The following is a 15,286-nucleotide window of genomic DNA, read 5'->3' as shown; positions in this document are numbered from 1 at the left end:
TGCCTTTCTGAAGAAGGGGCCGTCCCGGTGATGCCGCACCGGGACGGCCGTGAACGAAATCTCAGCCGTCCAGCCCGTTGACCAGCGCCCACAGGGACGCGTACTCGGTCAGCTCGCGCAGCGGCGAGACGAAGTCCCGCCACCTGGTCAGGGCCTCGTGCCCGTAGGAGGTGAGCACCGGGCACCCGGTCCCTTCGTCGGTGACCACGTAGCCGTTGGCGCGGGCCACCTCCAGGACCTCGGGAGTGCTCACGCGGTGAATCGCCTCGCTCCAGCCGTAGCCCACCGACAACGCGTGCAGGGCGCGCATCTCGGGAGCGGCCTCGGCCAGGTGGCCGTGCCACGTGGTGGCCTGCGGGCTTCGCCGCGTGGCAAAGCCGGTCATGGTCTTGGCGAACTGCTCGCGCGCGGCCTCCAGCGCGCCGTGCGCCAGGAGGACCGCGTGCTCGTCGGGGTTGCTAGTGTGCGGCGTGTCGGGACTCATCTTGACCTTTCTGGGGTTCCGACAGCGCGCCCCTGGGATGGTGATGCCACACCGTTTGACCAGGGGCGACGCTGTATCCAAGGGATGATCAGTCGCAGGCGACGGGCAGGTAGGGCCGGAAGCGCCGGCCCAGCAGCCGGCCCAGCCAACGCCGGTAGACGCGCACCTCGCCCGACCGGCCGCCACGTGCGCGTTCCTCCGCCTCGGTGCACAGGAAGACCGCGCCGCCGCCGAACAGGCGGTCCGCCGGGTCGTCGGGGTTGCCCCAGTTGTACTGGGCCACCAGGTGCTCCAGCTCGGCGCGCAGCCGCGCGCACCACCCGGCGTCGCGCAGGTGGGCGTCGACCATGCCGTACACCTCGAAGTCGATGCACTCACCGCGCCAGGTCCGGTAGACCCACGCGGCGACGCCGAACGGCCGGTCCGGGTCCAACGGCGCGTGCGTCACGCCGTACTCGCCACCCAGGTCCAGCACGATCCGCCGCGCCAACTCCACCGCGCGCTTGATGCCCGCAGTGCGCGCGAACCTCGTTCCGTACCGGCGCCCGACACGGGTCTGTCGCTGCGTCCTCGGCTCGCGATATTCAAGTTCCAATCCCATTACGTTCCCTTTCTTGTCTTTCCCGCCCGTGGTGATGCCGCACCCGGACAGGGACATTCCGCAGAATTACAGATGTCCTATTTCCGAACAATGCAGCCCCAAAAAATCACCCAAATGGATCAAGATTCCCGCGTTGCCTGCGGAATCGCCCGGCGAAAAGGGGCGTCGGATGGCGTCCGCCGCGTCGACGCCTTGAAACCACATCGTCTGCCCACCGTGTGTGCGGGTTAGGTCGGTGGCTCGACAGGCGAGCGAGGCGTGCGGCAGGATGATCGGTGTTCCCCTCGGGTTTTGGTGACGCTAGATCCGTCGAGAACAGGAGGGGTCGCGGACACCGTTCGCGGCCCCTTTTTCATTCCCGCGCAACCACGGCGAAGATCATCCGAATGTGCGTTAGACCGTTCGTCGTCACTTTGTCCGGAGATTCCCGACAAGGCTTGAAAGGGGTTGTTCCGCCGGTAATGTCTGGGGTGTCACCAAAACCCAACCGCCAAGCACCCGTGATGAGTGCTGGCCGTTTCTAGGGGAATCCCATGACTGAACCGCAGACCCCTACCGCCGCTCCCGCCCCGGTGGAGGTTCCGCAGGCACCGGCCAAGCCCGCACCCGCCGAAGCCGCACCCACCAAGGCACCGGCCAAGCCCGCACCGGCCAAGCCGGAAGGCAATGCCAAGGGCAAGGCACAGCAGAGTGAGGCCAAGCCCGCCAAGGCACCGGCCAAGGCTGAGGAGCCGACCCCGGTCCGGCCCAACAAGGACGCCTGGGCGGTACTGGCGACCGCGAACAACAGCTCCCGCACCGTGAACGAGCTGCTGAAGAAGGCAGGGGTGACCGGATGGAACGTCACCCGCCAGCCGATGGCCGCACTGGTGCCCACCGGGAAGTGCGTCGAGTGTGACCAGCCGGCGGGCCGCAAGCACACCGCCGGGTGCCTCATGCTGGCCGAGGTGCCCAGTGAGAAGGGCCTGGTCGAGGTCGACCACACGAGCGTGCCGGTGCAGGCACCGGGGATCTGGTCCCTGGTCAAGACCGACCCGGAAGCGGACTTCGGGTTCCGGCACATCGGGCACACCACCCGTGAGGCCAACCCGGTGCCGATCGAGGTCCGGAGCGCGATCCTGTCCGAGATCATGAAAGCCACCGGGGGCAAGACCGGTCCGGCCGGTCCGCTGTGGGATGGGACGGCGGCGTTCGCCACCGTGCGCGTGCCCGAGCTGGTGTCCGTGGGCAAGGCGGACAAGATCGAGATGCGGGCCGTGCTGGTCAACTCCCTGGTGGGCAAGTCCGTGGTCCGGGTGATGCCGGTCCACACCGCCACCCAGACCGTGTTCCCGGTGACCCTGCCGGACCTGCCGGACCGGGTGGAGCTGACCCAGGACAACGACGCGGACGCGCGCACCACCGAGGCATCCGAGGCTCTGGACCTGTTCCACCGCTTCGCGGAGATGTTCGGCGAGACCGCCAACAAGCTGCTCCGCAAGAAGATGACCGCCAAGGAGTTCGAGACGTTCGCGGACACGGTGCTCAAGGACAAGCCGATGCCGAACCAGGGTGCCGCCCCGTACCGGGCCTACGAGGTCCGCACCGGGGTGGTGGGAACCCTGTTCCGGGGTGAGGTGGACCTCACCGAGAAGATCAAGGGCACCCGGTGGGCCGCGCTGGTGGCCGTGGTGTGCTGGATGCAGAACCTCAAGCCCGCCAAGGTGGCCGGTGACCGGGGCTTGCAGGACCGTGCCCTGGCCGCCGTGTTCCCTGCCAGGGAGAGCCTGACCACCGCACAGACCGCCCTGAACCTGTTGCTCAAGGACCTGTAGGCCACCCACCGGTCGACAACCCGACTGCCCCCGGCAACCCGCCGGGGGCAGTCCCATGCACGGGGGTGGACGCGCTGCCCGCCCGTGCCTCCCGCCCCTGCACCCGCCCCGGCTGCCCGAACCGCACCGGCACCGGGGGCATGTGCCCCGACTGCCGCAGCCGTGCCCGCCGTGCCCACGGCACCAGCGCCCAGCGCGGCTACACCGCCGGGCACCGGTCCCGCTTCCGTCCGGGAGTGCTCTCCCGCCCCGGTGACCGGGTGTGCCGCTGTGACCTCACCGACTGCCCGGACCATCCGGGGGCCGGCTGTAGCTCTCCGTCCACTGTGGCCGACCACTGGCCGCTGACACGCCGCGAACTGGTGGCGCGCGGCCTTGACCCTGACCACCCGGACCGGGGCCGGGGTCTGTGTGGGCCGTGCCATGCCCGCATCACCGCCCGTGACCACCGGACCCGAGGGGGCTGGAACAGCCCGTGAGCCGCCGGCCGCGCGCCGCACGTGGCCGGCTGCGCCCACCGGCCGCGCCACCCCAGGGGGTGATCCTTGAGCCACCCGGAAGGGCACAAGCCACTGAGGCCCGGTTCCGTCCGGTCAGGTTTCCGGCAACGCCGATCCCACGTCCGCCGACCCGTCCTGGAGGGCAGCGAAGCCGGGCGCGAACTGGCCGCCGTCCTCGACCGCCTGGTGGCCGCGGCCGACCAGGTCCACGCCTGGGTGGACGAGCATGAATCCCTTGTGCGACAGGCATACGAGCTGGGCGCGACGCAACACGAGATCGCGCCTCACGCGCAGGTCGCGCAGTCCACGGTGAGCAGGATGCTCGCCCGCGACGCCACGGCCTGAACTCGCCTGTCCGGTGATGCGGTCCGCATCACCGATGCGCCACGCATCACGACCACCGGAGGTGCGCCGTCCCGATCGTCGTTGAGGGGATCAACCCGTCCGAGCAAATCCGCGCCGAACTCGCGGCCGAGGGGGAACCGGTTTTGCTGGGCTTCTCGCGCGGCAAAGACAGCCTTGCCGCGTGGCTGGCCATGCGGGAAGCCGGGATCGAGGTCATCCCCTATCACCTGTACCTCGTGCCGGGCCTGCGGTTCATCGAGGACTCGTTGAAGTTCTACGAGGACTTCTTCGGCACGCCCATCCTGAACCTGCCGCACCCGACCCTGTTCCGCTGGCTCAACGCGCTGATGTTCCAGCCCCCGGAGCGGGCGGCCGTCATCGAGGCCGCTCAGCTCCCGGAGGTCACGTATGAGGAGCTAGCCGACCTGATCCGCACGGACCTGGACCTGCCCACGGCATGGAACGCCGACGGCGTCCGCGCCGCCGACAGCCCCAATCGCAGGATGGCGATGGTCACCCACGGGCCGAAGCGCGAACACCTGCGCAAGGTCAGCATCGTGTGGGACTGGCGCATCGCCGACGTGCGCGAAGCCCTCACCCGCCACCACTGCCCGCTACCCCCGGAATACGAGTGGTTCGGCCGCAGCTTCGACGGGCTCGACCACCGCTTCCTGGCGCCCATCCGCGAGCACGCGCCCGACGACTTCGGCCGCATCCTCGACTGGTTCCCGCTGGCCGACCTGGAGGTGTTCCGCCGTGGCCTCGCCCGCTGACCCCAACGCCGACCTGCTCTCGATGCTCCAGGCCACCGCCGCCGTCGGCGGGCCGACCTCGAACGCCGACCTGCTGGCCCAGCTCAACGCCGACCCCGAACCCGACCCCCTGGCCGACGTCGAGTACACCGGCGACCTGGCCACCGACTCCACCGCCGAACTCGACGCCCTGGCCCGCGGCTTCCGCGAGCGCACCGCGCGGGAGGACGAACGGTTCCGCCTCGCCACCGACAGCGAGTTCTGGTTCGTCCTGTGCTTCAAGTCCCGCGAGGAGAAGGACGCCTTCCTGCACGCCGCGCGACTGTTCCACCTCGGGGACAAGTACCTCGACGGGCGCGCCGCCGCGTCGGCGCTCGGCGTCGACCTGACCGAACCCGATACCCGAGAGGAGGAGTAAACGATCATGCGAGGTCGACTCGGACGCCTCGTCGCGGGTGCCCGCCGCGCGCTGTCCCGCCGCACGGCCAGCCCGTCACGAGGCCGCAGTTCCGGTAGCTGAAGGAATCGTGTCAGCAGGTAGAGGCCGACCGTACCGGTGGGGCGTGCATTGGTAGGGTCCGACCCGTCTGGATTTCCGGGCCGGAAATCCAGCGGTACAAGTCGGGGGCGCACCTCGCGGTACGCCCCCGACCGTTCTACCTGGTCAGCAGGTTAAGCAAGGCACCCGCAAGGGCGACCACCTGGACCAGCAGGGCGAGAACGACGGCGGTCTTCGCGGAACTGGACTTCCGCTTGGGCCGTCGTCGCGCCGCTCTCTTACGGCACCCGTTCTCGTCCTTCTTGCGACGGGTCATGCAACCTCCCTGAACGCGCTCACCGTGGTGAGCGGGTCGGGTCCTTCCCGACCGGTGCACCGGGTCGGGATGGCTACAGGTCGACGGCCGCCGGATGCGGAGGGTCACCCCGCGTCCTGACGGGACTGTATCGGGTGATCAACAACCACTCGCCCGGCCACCTCGAATCCGTGGATAACCACCGCGCCTTTGGACAACCGACCGCCACCTGACGGGAAGCGGCCCCCGTTACATCGTGTCCAAGGCGCTGCGGTGCTTCGCACAATCGGCACTTTCACCCGATCGTGTCGATTTTTCGGCCGTCCCGACAAAGTGGGGTGGTGCTCGTGGGCAAGCGCGGCCCGGCAGCGAAGCCCACCGCCCTGCGTGTCCTGCACGGTGACCGTGCCGACCGGATCAACGACCGGGAGCCGGTACCGCCCGTGGGCGAAATCGTGTGCCCGGAGTGGGCTTCGGACGGTGCGCGGGAGATCTGGGCGCGGCTCGCTCCTGATCTGGAACAGCGAAAGTTGTTGACCACGTGGGACGTGGACGCCTTCTTGATCCTGTGCGAGGCGCTGGCCCGCTACCGCAACGCCACCGCCCTGGTGAACGGCTCGGCGCTGCTGGTGCAGGGCGGGTCCGGCCTGATGAAGAACCCGGCGTTGCAGGTGCAGGCGGAGGCCGAGCGCACGTTCCTGACCTACGCCGCCCGCTTCGGCCTGACTCCGTCCGACCGCCAGTCCATCAAGGTGGAGGTGGGCGGCGACCAGGACCATCAGGGCGGACCGGGCCGCCTCCTCAGCTAAGCCCCGCGCCAACCCCAAGCGCACCAAGACCAGCTCGCACACCGGCACCGCTACGCCCCGAACAACCACCAAGACCACCAATCGCGGGGCGCGGTTGCCGGTGTGCGGGCGCACCTTCGACGGCCACACCTGCCGCAAGCGCGGAGATCACCTCTGCAAGCCCCGCGCCGACCATGCCCAGGCGTTCGCCGAGGAAATCTGCGTCCACACCAAGGACCGGTGGGCGCGCACACCGTTCATCCTCGCCGACTGGCAGCGCGACGACATCGTCCGGCCGCTGTTCGGCGAAGTCCGCTGGGACGACGAAGCCCTCTGCTACGTCCGCCGGTTCCGCATCGCGTGGATCGAGCTTGCCCGCAAGAACGGCAAGTCCGAGCTGCTGGCGTTCGTGGCGCTGTACCTGCTGGTCGGGGACGGCGTGGAGTCCGCCGAGGTCTACGGCTGTGCCCGCGACACCGACCAGGCCAAGCTGGTGTTCAACGTCGCCGCCCGCATGGTCCGACTGTCGCCGGTACTGTCGAAGCGACTGCGGGTCATCGAGCACTCGGCGCGCATCGTGGACGAGAAGACCAACAGCGTCTACGCCGTCGTCCCGGCCGATGCGCTGGGCAACCTGGGCTCCAACCCCTCGTGCGTGATCTTCGACGAGGTCCTGACCCAGCCCAACGGCGACTTCTGGAACGCCATGCGCACCGGCATGGGCACGCGGCTGGAACCGCTGCTGATCGCGGCCACGACCGCGGGCAACGACCCCGCCTCCTTCGCCAAGGCCGAACACGACGAGTTCGTCAAGATCGGAGAGGACCCGACGCGGGCACCGCACCGGTTCGTCTACCTGCGCAACACCCCCGCCGACGCCGACCCCTGGGACGAGGCGAACTGGTACCACGCCAACCCGGCCCTCGGGGACTTCCTGTCGCTGGCCGCACTGCGCGAAGAAGCCCTCGAAGCCCGCAACGACCCGCTCAAGGAGAACGCCTTCCGGCAGTTCCGCCTCAACCAGTGGGTCAACCAGGCATCACGGTGGATGCCGATGCACCTCTACGCAGCGTGCACCGGCAGCACCCGCGACGAGCCCGCGCAGCTCCGTGACGCCTTGGCGCGTCGCCCGGCCTGGGGCGGTCTGGATCTGGCCTCGAAGCTGGACCTGACCGCCTGGTGCCTGGTCGTCCCGGACGGCATCGACGGCCACCCCTCCGCGCTGTGGCGGTTCTGGCTGCCCGAAGCCGGGGTGAGCTTCCTGGACGAGCGCACCGACGGCCGCGTGTCCCGGTGGGTCGAACAGGGCTGGATCACCGTCACCGACGGAGAGGTCATCGACTACGACACGGTGGAAGCCGACATCCTCGCCGACACCGCGTTGCTGCGGGTCGCGGACATCTCCTACGACGAGTGGTCCGGCGAACCCGTCCGCCAACGCCTGGAGAAGCGCACGGGCGTGCCCATGTTCCCCGTCGCGCAGACCTACAAGGGCATGACGGCAGGCATGACCGAACTCATGGCCCTGACCAAGTCGCGCCGCTGGTCGCACCACGGCAACCCCGTCGCCGAGTTCTGCTTCGACGCCGTCGAGGTCCGCCACCCACCCGGCGAACCCGATCTCATCCGCCCCGACAAACCCGAACGCGGCAAGACCGCCAAAAGGATCGACGCCGTGCCCACCGCCGCGATGGCCGTGGGCGGCTGGAAGCTGCGCGGCTCCAAGCCCAAGAAGTCCAGTCGCATGGTGGTGATGGGCTGACCTTGATCTCCACGAAGAACACCCTCACCCCCACCCAGTGGGTGGCCCGCCTGGCGCGACTGCACAACGCCCAGCTCCCCGAGCTGGAGTTGCTGGACTCCTACTACGAGGGCGAACAGTCCCTGTCCTACATGCACCCGGAGCTGATCCGCCGCCTGAACGGCCGCGTCCGCCAGGTCGTGATCAACTGGGCACAGCTCGTCGTGGACAGCCTGGACGAACGCCTGGACCTGACCGGGTTCCGGCTCGGCGGCCAACAGGCCGCCGACTCCGAGCTGTGGCGGATCTGGCAGGCCAACCGCCTGGACCTGCACGCCGAACAGGCCCACGTCGACGCCCTGGCACTCGGCAGGGCATTCGCGATCGTCGGCACCGACGAGGACCGGCCGGACACCCCGCTGGTCACCGTCGAGTCGCCATTGGACGTCCACGTCGACCTGGACCCGCGCACCCGCAAGGTGCGCGCCGCGCTCAAACGGCAGTTCAGCGATGACGCCGAGGACGGCTCCACCGAAGCCTGGGCCACGCTGTACCTGCCCGACGAGACCATCTGGTACTCGTCGGAGGACGGCGGCGGTACCTGGACCGAGGACCAGCGCGACGAGCACGGCATGGGCCACGTCCCAGTGGTGCCGATCATCAACCGGCCACGCACCCGACGCCGCCGCACCGCACCGCCCAGGCTCGGGCGCTCCGAGCTGGCGGCCGTGCTGCCCCTGTCGGACGCCGCCTGCAAGATCGCCACCGACATGATGGTCAGTGCGGAGTACCACGCGATGCCGCGCCGCTATGCCCTCGGTTTCGACAAAGAGGACTTCGTTGACGCACAAGGGAATCCCCTCACGCCGTGGGAGGCCGTGGCGGGGGTGCTGTGGGCCTCGCCCAAGAGCCCGAAGGAAGACGGCGTCGCGGTCGGGCAGTTCCCCGAAGCGGACCTGACCAACTTCCACGCCACCCTCAACGCCCTGGCCCGCCTCGTCGCCTCGTTGACCGGATTGCCGCCGCACTTCCTCGGCTACGCCACCGAAAACCCCGCCTCGGCGGACGGCATCCGCAGCTCGGAGTCCCGGCACATCAAACGGGCGGAACGCCGTCAACGCAGCTTCGGCGACGGCTGGGAGGAGACGATGCGCACGGTCCTGCGGGTCCGTGACGGACGGGTGCCGGACGAGGCGCTGCGCATGGAAGCCCAGTGGGTCGACGCCGCCACGCCGACCTTCGCCGCGCAGGCCGATGGAGTCGTGAAGCTGTTCAGCGCGGACCGGCTGTTGCCGCGCCGTGCCTCCCGTCGCGCGCTCGGCTACTCCGACACGCAGATCCGGGAGATGGAGGCCGAGGACGCCGAGGCGTACTCACGCGCCATCGGGGACCAGGCCGAGGACTTCGGCCCCAAGCCGCTGCCCGTCCCGCGCGACCCGGCCGACGAACTGGAGGACGAGCCGGAGTTCGGGCGGATGCCCGCGCCGCGCCTCCGCGCGCCGGTCCAACTGGGCCCGGCCGCGACCGTGCCACCGTTGGCGGTCCAGTTCCGGGAACCGGCACTTGCCGGGAGGTGACCTCAGCGGAGCACGCGACGGACCGCGTTCACCAGATGCTCGATCAGCAGATGGGTGACCGCGATACCGGCTCCGGTGGTCAGGGCGTTGATCACCTGTCGCATCGGAAGCCGTGTGTGGGAGCGTGACGGCCCTCGGTCCTGGTCGACCGTCTCGACCAGGGTCGCAGAGTCGCGGCGGGGTTCAAGTGGTGGTCGCGCGACGTGCGGAAAGGGAGTGCTCGTCGGGCTACCGTTCGCGGCCGGGCGCGGCACACGGCGCACGGCGCGGGCGGCGGCGTTGAGCTTGACCGCCACCTTCTGCTCCTGCCACACCAGCACCTCGAACGCGCCCAGTGCCTTCAGCTCGGTGAATCTGTGGTCGCCGGAGGCGACCACAAACGACCGACAGCCCCTGTCGTGGGCATACCTGGCGTGCGTCAGCAACGCCTTCTCGGCCGCGTCGGTCCCTCGCGGCACCACCCAGGTGGGCACCCCCATCTCGGCGAGCACGCTCACCACGCAGTCCTTGGCGGAGTCGTCACGGCTGTAGCCGGCCATCACGTGGTGCACCGGACCGGCGGCCTCCAGCAGCGCGCCGACTCGGGCGCGTACCAGCTCCGGACTGGGATTGACCGGCCCTACCACGTTCTCCACGTCGATCAGCAGAACCTTCGTCTCGCTCACATGTCGATCCTCGACCAGAGCGGGTGCCGGCCGTGGGACCACAACCCGACCGGGTGATCGGAGGCGCGCCGTAACCACACCCCAACCGGTCCAAGACGCCTACTACCGGGCACAGCAGCGCATCGTCCGCCAGGCCGTCGACCAAGCCCAGACCGCCTGGCGACAGCTCGACCCACGCGACCCGTCCACCTCCTGGGTGGAGGAGATCCGGCCGCAGGTCGTCACGGCCGTGGAGGAGGCACAGCAGGAGGCTGCGGCGCTGGCGCCGCTCTACATCGCGGGCACGCTGCTGGCTGCGGGCGCGGTGTCGGCTCCGCTCGCGCTGCTGGTGGCCGGCGCGTTCGTCGGCCTGGCCGCCAACGGGCTGCTGATTTCGGCGTTGATGGACTTCGCGTTCGGCTACTACCGCCGCGCCCGTCTGCTCGACGTGCCCGAGACCGACGCCCGCGCCCTGGGCCTGGCCAAGCTGCTGACCTACGTGGCCACCGAGACCAACGACACCGCCCGCCTGGCCGTGCACGTCGGGTCGGTGGTCGAACCGGACATCGCCGGGTACGAGCGGGTGGTGACCCTACCCGCGTGCGGGCGCTGCATCCTGCTGTCCGGCCGGTTGTACCGGTACTCGACCGGGTTCCTTCGGCACCCGCGCTGCGACTGCTCCATGCGCCCGATCACCTCCGAGCAGTGGCGCGAAGGCGGCAGCTCCCGCAGCCCGCAAGCCCTGTTCGGCTCGATGACCCGCGCCCAGCAGGACAAGGCGTTCGGGCGCGGGGAGGCCGCAGCGATCCGGGCCGGTGCCGACATCGGCCGCGTGGTCAACGCCCGCCGCGCCGGTCAGGTCTACGTGGCCGGCGGACACGAGTTCACCCGCGAGGCGATCACCAGCCGAGGCATCGGACGACAGCTCGGTGCACTGGCCAGGAACGGCGGCCGATACCGCCGCTCACAGGTGCCCCGTCCCACTGCCGCCCAACTCGTCAATGCACTGGGCGACGACCAGATAGAGCTGGTTCAGCAGCTAAGACGCTTCGGCTATATCCGGCACGACGAAGCAATTCCTGCATGAACTACGTGTTTAAGTTGGTCCGGGGCAACTTGTTCGGTGCAACTTACACACCGGCCTCAAGCCGTCCTAAGTCAACTCTTGAGATTTTTTTATATCACTCGATGAACCGGTGAGCATTCCGGCAGTACCTGCGGCAAGCACCGTTCCCACCAGCCACCCGAGGGCATGCGCCGACAACCAGCCGTCTACACCGACCATAACCTGGGTACCAGCCGAAATCGCGAGCAGCACCGCGACAGCGAGCGTCCGCAACGGCCGGTTATTCACATGCGAATCTTCCCACATCCGCCCGCCTCCGCACGTCACACGAAAGGGGGTTTCCGCCCTGTCCGACAACCCGATCACCCCACCCGCTGAACCGCCCGCACAGCCGCCCACCAGCCCGCCACCGGCCCCGGAACCGCCCGCCCCGACTCCACCGGCCGAGGGCACCGGGAAGGATTCCGAGCCGGACTACCGGACGTTGTACGAGGAGACCCGCACGAAGCTGACCAGTGCGGAGACCAAGGCGCGGGAGAACCGCGAGAAGGCCCGCCGCCTGGACGAGATCGAGGCTGCGAACAAGACCGACGCGGAGAAGGCCGTCGAGCGCGCGACCGCCGCCGAAGCCCAGCTCGTCGCGCTGCGGCGCACGGCGGTGGACGCGGAGATCCGCGCCGCCGCGTCCGGCTGGGCCGACCCGACCGACGCGCCGCGCTACCTGGACGAGCGGGACCGCTACGTGTCCGAGGACGGCGAGGTCGACACCGCCGCCATCGCCGCCGACCTCGCCGCGGTGCTCGTCCAGCGCCCGCACCTCGCGCGCGTCGACGGGCCGCGCCGCCCCGCCCCGGACCCTTCGCAGGGTCAGCGGCAGGGCGGGCCGTCCGGCGTCGCCGAGCAGATCCGCGAGGCCGAGGCGCGCGGCGACTGGACCACCGCCATCTCGCTGAAGAACCAGCGCCTCGCCGAGCAGGCCCGCGCGGCGGCACCCCAAACCCCCTGACACGTAAGGAGAATCCTTGCCCGGTATCGCCGCTATCGCCAACACCTACAACTCCCCGAACTTCGTCGGCGAACTGTTCGCCCTGACTCCGACGGACACGCCGTTCCTGTCCGCGATCGGCGGTCTGACCGGCGGTCGGCGGGCGAACGCCGTGGTCCACACCTGGACGGTGTACGACCTGCGCCCGCCGGACCCCAACCGCCAGCGCCTCGAAGGCCAGGACGCGCCGCCCGCCGAAACCCGCGTGAGAGGTCAGGACCGCAACGTCCTGGAGATTCACCAGGAGACGGTGGGCGTGACCTACACCCGGCAATCGACGCAGAACATGTTCGCCGGGACCGGCGCGGCCAACCCCAACGCCGCCGCCATCGGCGGCACCAACGCCGTGCCGAACGAGATGGACTGGCAGACCCGCCAGGCGCTGGTGCAGATCGCCCGCGACGTCGAGTTGACGTTCCTGGTCGGCCGCTACCAGGAGCCCACCGACAACTCCACGGTGCGCAAGACGCGCGGCATCCTGGAGGCCACCCGCACCAACGTGATCGCCAACGCCACCCCGCAGCCCTTGACCGAGGCGATGGTGATCGACCTGTTGCAGAAGGTCTGGGAGAACGGCGGCATCCAGGTGTCCGAGACGGCCACGCTGATGTGCAACGCGTGGCAGAAGCGCCGCCTGACCGACGAGTTCGTCACCAGGAAGAACTACCGCGAGGAGACCCGCAACGTCGGTGGCGTGGCGGTGACCACGATCGAGACCGACTTCGGCCGGTTGTCAATCATGCTCAACCGGTACATGCCCACCGACACGGTTCAGGTGGTCAGCCTCGACCAGTGCGCCCCGGTGCTGATGGAAAAGCCAGGACAAGGGTTCCTGTTCTCCGAACCGCTGGCGAAGACCGGCTCCAGCGACCGGGCGCAGATCTACGGCGAGATCAGCCTGGAGTACGGGCCGGAGATCGCGCACGGCAAGATCACCGGCCTGACCACCGGCCCGACCGGGGGTGGTGCGTGAAGTTCACCAGCACCCGCTACCAGCAGCTCGTCATCCACGACCTGGGCGTGACCTTCGTGGACGGCGAGGCCGAGGTGACCGACAAGACCACCATCGAGGCCCTGCGCGGGCTGCCTGCCGAGCTGGGCGTGCGCGCAGCAGGCGGACGTCCGCCGAAGGACAACGGAGTGAGTTGACCGGCACGGTCATGGCTTGCGGCTGCGCAACGCACGCACCAACTCTGCCAAGTGCAGAATCCCATCAGTTCGCTTGGTTCTGCGCACGATATACACGCAGGTCAACATCGTTGCTATGAAGCAGACGGCCGCAAGGATCGCAATGAGCGCCAGCGGGTCAGAAAGTAGTGCGAGCAAAGCATCTCCCGAAGCGTCGAGTTCAACGGCCCGGCCTCGCTGAACTGCCTTCGGCGGTCTTGCCGCACGTGAACGGTTGCGTGCCAGTGGTGAGCCGCCTGGGCTCACGCTCCATACGATCCCGAGATCAGGCTTCACGGTCAGGCTCGGGCAGACCGCGAAGAGTTTCGCACCGGGATTGCTTGGTGAAGCAGGTCAGCCGCCTGGGCATCGCCGCTTTGTCTGGCTGGTTGGCCTCCTGGGCCACTGGGGCGCAAACCTCCTGGGTCTTCGCTCCGTAGCCACCGTACCAAGCGCAGGCTTCACCAACCAATACCGGAAGTCGCCTCGTGACGATCCCGATAGCGCTGGCCACCGTCGCCGATGTCCAGGCCCGTACCGAGGTACAGCTGACCGTCGAGCAGCAGGCCCGCGCGGCGGTGCTGATCGGTGACGCCTCGGCGGTCATCCGCGCCCGCGTCCCGGAGCTGTCCGACCCGCCGCCCGCGACCGCGCCCGGTGTGATCGCCACGGCTGTGCTGCGCGCATTGGCCTCCCCACCGGACGGCAACAAGTCCGAGAGCGTGGGCTCCCACTCACGGGTCGCGGCGCACGAGGGCGGCGGGCTCTACCTCACCGACGACGAGTTGGACCTGTTGCGTCCGCCCCCGGCCGCGCCGCGCGGCGCGTTCTCCATCTGGACCTGACCCCCGCGTGTCCCACCACGCCACACCGGAGCTGCCCATGCAACTGCCGCACCGCTTCCTGATCGTCACCCCGAACCCGGTCACCGACGCCTACGGCAACCCCACCCCGGAGCTGGACTACGGCCCCGACGCCGCCCGCCGGGTGATGTGGGGCAACCTGCAATCCGCCGGGTCGAGCGAGGCCGCCGAACCCGGCCGCCGTCCGGTGGTGACCGCGTGGCGGCTGTTCAGCATCGAGCCCGTCACCGCCCGCCAACGCATCGAGTGGCGCGGCCTGGTGCTCGAAGTCGACGGCGAACCCGACCGGTTCGAGCCCCGCTTCGGTCTCGTGTCCTACGAGACCCGCCTCAAGCACGTGCAGGGCTGAACCGTGGACGCGTTCGAGGGCTTCCGCGTCGACCGGGACGGCGTGCGCGAGCTGCTGAACTCCTCCGGTTTCCGGGACGCGGTGCAGGCCGCGGCCGAGCAGGTCGGCGCGACCGCGCGCGGCGCCGGTCACCGCGTCACCTCGGGCGAACCGCTGCCGGTGGAGGTGTTCGCCGACCCCAACCACGACCGGACCGGGTTCACCGTGGCGGTGCGCCACCCCGCCGGGATCGGTATGGAAGCCCGCTACGGGCTGCTCAAGCGCGCGGCCGAGGCCGCCGGGCTGGAGGTCACCGGCCTGGACGCGGGCGAGGAGTCGTGACCGGTCCGCTGCCGGTGCCGGTCGACGTGGCCGAGCTGGTGGTCCGCGCGCTGCGCGCCCAGCTCGCCGCCCGCCCCGAACCCGTGCTCGCGGGCATCAAGGTCTCCACCCAGGTCGGTGACAGCGTGGACGGCGGTCCGCCGTCGTTGCCGTGGCTGCTGGTCGCCGAGGACGGCCACACCTGGGCCTGGCCCGCCCTCCAGCGCGTGGTGATCCGGCTGACCTGCTGGCACCGCACCGAACACGCCGCCAAGGCCGCCGTCGCCGTGGCATTGGCGCTGCTGTGCGTTCCACGACCGGCACCCGGCCTGACCGGCGGCGAACCCGTCACCGGTCCACTGGGCGGACTCGACCCGCACACCGACCGACCCCTTGCCACCGCCACCGCCGTGGTGCGCGCCCGCACCACCACCCGCTGAACCCGTACCCGTCTCG

At 69.6% G+C, this 15,286-nt stretch carries 19 protein-coding genes; 14 read left to right on the top strand and 5 right to left on the bottom strand.

The window, feature by feature from the left end; all coding sequences use genetic code 11:
• Nucleotides 1-61 precede the first annotated feature (61 nt).
• Both ACQPZF_RS03615 and ACQPZF_RS03610 read right to left on the bottom strand, forming a co-directional pair.
• Nucleotides 62-484 carry a hypothetical protein gene (locus ACQPZF_RS03615; RefSeq protein ID WP_433268196.1) on the bottom strand — a complete coding sequence of 141 codons (423 nt, stop codon included), beginning with the start codon at nt 482-484 and terminating at the stop codon, nt 62-64.
• 88 nt (nt 485-572) lie between these two features.
• Nucleotides 573-1,085, bottom strand: a complete 513-nt coding sequence (locus ACQPZF_RS03610; RefSeq protein ID WP_433268194.1) for a hypothetical protein — start codon at nt 1,083-1,085, stop codon at nt 573-575.
• A gap of 533 nt (nt 1,086-1,618) precedes the next feature.
• Here ACQPZF_RS03610 and ACQPZF_RS03605 point away from each other — a divergent pair.
• Nucleotides 1,619-2,899 carry a DUF932 domain-containing protein gene (locus ACQPZF_RS03605; protein ID WP_433268192.1) on the top strand — a complete coding sequence of 427 codons (1,281 nt, stop codon included), beginning with the start codon at nt 1,619-1,621 and terminating at the stop codon, nt 2,897-2,899.
• A 593-nt stretch (nt 2,900-3,492) separates the two neighbouring features.
• Here ACQPZF_RS03605 and ACQPZF_RS03600 read toward each other — a convergent pair.
• Nucleotides 3,493-3,627 (bottom strand): hypothetical protein, encoded by a 135-nt coding sequence (locus ACQPZF_RS03600; protein WP_433268190.1) that lies wholly within the window; start codon nt 3,625-3,627, stop codon nt 3,493-3,495.
• A gap of 260 nt (nt 3,628-3,887) precedes the next feature.
• On the opposite strand from ACQPZF_RS03600, the gene ACQPZF_RS03595 reads away from it, so the two are divergent.
• From ACQPZF_RS03595 to ACQPZF_RS03575, 5 genes are all read left to right on the top strand, one after another.
• Nucleotides 3,888-4,517 carry a hypothetical protein gene (locus ACQPZF_RS03595; protein WP_433268189.1) on the top strand — a complete coding sequence of 210 codons (630 nt, stop codon included), beginning with the start codon at nt 3,888-3,890 and terminating at the stop codon, nt 4,515-4,517.
• Nucleotides 4,501-4,914: a hypothetical protein gene (locus ACQPZF_RS03590; protein WP_433268187.1), complete on the top strand. Its 414-nt coding sequence runs from the start codon at nt 4,501-4,503 to the stop codon at nt 4,912-4,914. The genes ACQPZF_RS03595 and ACQPZF_RS03590 overlap by 17 nt, the downstream gene beginning before the upstream one ends.
• A 717-nt stretch (nt 4,915-5,631) precedes the next feature.
• Entirely contained in the window at nt 5,632-6,099 is a 468-nt protein-coding gene (locus tag ACQPZF_RS03585; RefSeq protein WP_433268185.1) for a phage terminase small subunit P27 family, read from the top strand.
• 100 nt (nt 6,100-6,199) lie between these two features.
• The gene (locus tag ACQPZF_RS03580; protein ID WP_433268183.1) at nt 6,200-7,840 is read left to right on the top strand and encodes a terminase large subunit; all 1,641 of its coding nucleotides are present in this window, start codon (nt 6,200-6,202) and stop codon (nt 7,838-7,840) included.
• Nucleotides 7,841-7,842: 2 nt separating this feature from the next.
• A complete protein-coding gene (locus ACQPZF_RS03575; RefSeq protein ID WP_433268181.1) occupies nt 7,843-9,396 on the top strand; it encodes a phage portal protein in 1,554 nt (517 codons plus the stop codon).
• A 2-nt stretch (nt 9,397-9,398) separates the two neighbouring features.
• On the opposite strand, the gene ACQPZF_RS03570 is transcribed toward ACQPZF_RS03575, so the two are convergent.
• Complete coding sequence (locus ACQPZF_RS03570; protein ID WP_433268179.1) at nt 9,399-10,061, bottom strand: hypothetical protein; 663 nt, start codon at nt 10,059-10,061, stop codon at nt 9,399-9,401.
• A gap of 196 nt (nt 10,062-10,257) precedes the next feature.
• Here ACQPZF_RS03570 and ACQPZF_RS03565 point away from each other — a divergent pair, with 196 nt between their 5' ends.
• Nucleotides 10,258-11,127, top strand: coding sequence for a hypothetical protein (locus tag ACQPZF_RS03565; protein WP_433268178.1), 870 nt, complete (start codon nt 10,258-10,260; stop codon nt 11,125-11,127).
• A gap of 66 nt (nt 11,128-11,193) precedes the next feature.
• Here the strand turns inward: ACQPZF_RS03565 and ACQPZF_RS03560 are convergent, their stop codons facing one another.
• Nucleotides 11,194-11,412 carry a hypothetical protein gene (locus tag ACQPZF_RS03560; protein WP_433268176.1) on the bottom strand — a complete coding sequence of 73 codons (219 nt, stop codon included), beginning with the start codon at nt 11,410-11,412 and terminating at the stop codon, nt 11,194-11,196.
• A 178-nt stretch (nt 11,413-11,590) separates the two neighbouring features.
• Here ACQPZF_RS03560 and ACQPZF_RS03555 point away from each other — a divergent pair, with 178 nt between their 5' ends.
• From ACQPZF_RS03555 to ACQPZF_RS03525, 7 genes are all read left to right on the top strand, one after another.
• Entirely contained in the window at nt 11,591-12,112 is a 522-nt protein-coding gene (locus tag ACQPZF_RS03555; RefSeq protein WP_433268174.1) for a hypothetical protein, read from the top strand.
• Between the two features lie 16 nt (nt 12,113-12,128).
• Nucleotides 12,129-13,124: an SU10 major capsid protein gene (locus tag ACQPZF_RS03550; protein ID WP_433268172.1), complete on the top strand. Its 996-nt coding sequence runs from the start codon at nt 12,129-12,131 to the stop codon at nt 13,122-13,124.
• A complete protein-coding gene (locus ACQPZF_RS03545; RefSeq protein WP_433268170.1) occupies nt 13,121-13,300 on the top strand; it encodes a hypothetical protein in 180 nt (59 codons plus the stop codon). Before ACQPZF_RS03550 ends, ACQPZF_RS03545 begins: the two co-directional genes overlap by 4 nt.
• 506 nt (nt 13,301-13,806) lie before the next feature.
• Entirely contained in the window at nt 13,807-14,163 is a 357-nt protein-coding gene (locus tag ACQPZF_RS03540; RefSeq protein ID WP_433268168.1) for a hypothetical protein, read from the top strand.
• Between the two features lie 37 nt (nt 14,164-14,200).
• Complete coding sequence (locus ACQPZF_RS03535) at nt 14,201-14,530, top strand: hypothetical protein (protein WP_433268166.1); 330 nt, start codon at nt 14,201-14,203, stop codon at nt 14,528-14,530.
• A 3-nt stretch (nt 14,531-14,533) separates the two neighbouring features.
• A complete protein-coding gene (locus ACQPZF_RS03530; protein WP_433268164.1) occupies nt 14,534-14,851 on the top strand; it encodes a hypothetical protein in 318 nt (105 codons plus the stop codon).
• On the top strand, nt 14,848-15,270 hold the full coding sequence (locus ACQPZF_RS03525; RefSeq protein ID WP_433268162.1) for a hypothetical protein: 423 nt from the start codon (nt 14,848-14,850) through the stop codon (nt 15,268-15,270). Before ACQPZF_RS03530 ends, ACQPZF_RS03525 begins: the two co-directional genes overlap by 4 nt.
• Nucleotides 15,271-15,286: the final 16 nt, after the last annotated feature.

The sequence above is a fragment of the Actinosynnema sp. CS-041913 genome (genome assembly GCF_050942485.1).
Lineage (GTDB): Bacteria > Actinomycetota > Actinomycetes > Mycobacteriales > Pseudonocardiaceae > Actinosynnema.
Note: the sequence above shows the minus strand (reverse complement) of the source record. Positions and strands in the feature narration are given on the sequence as shown.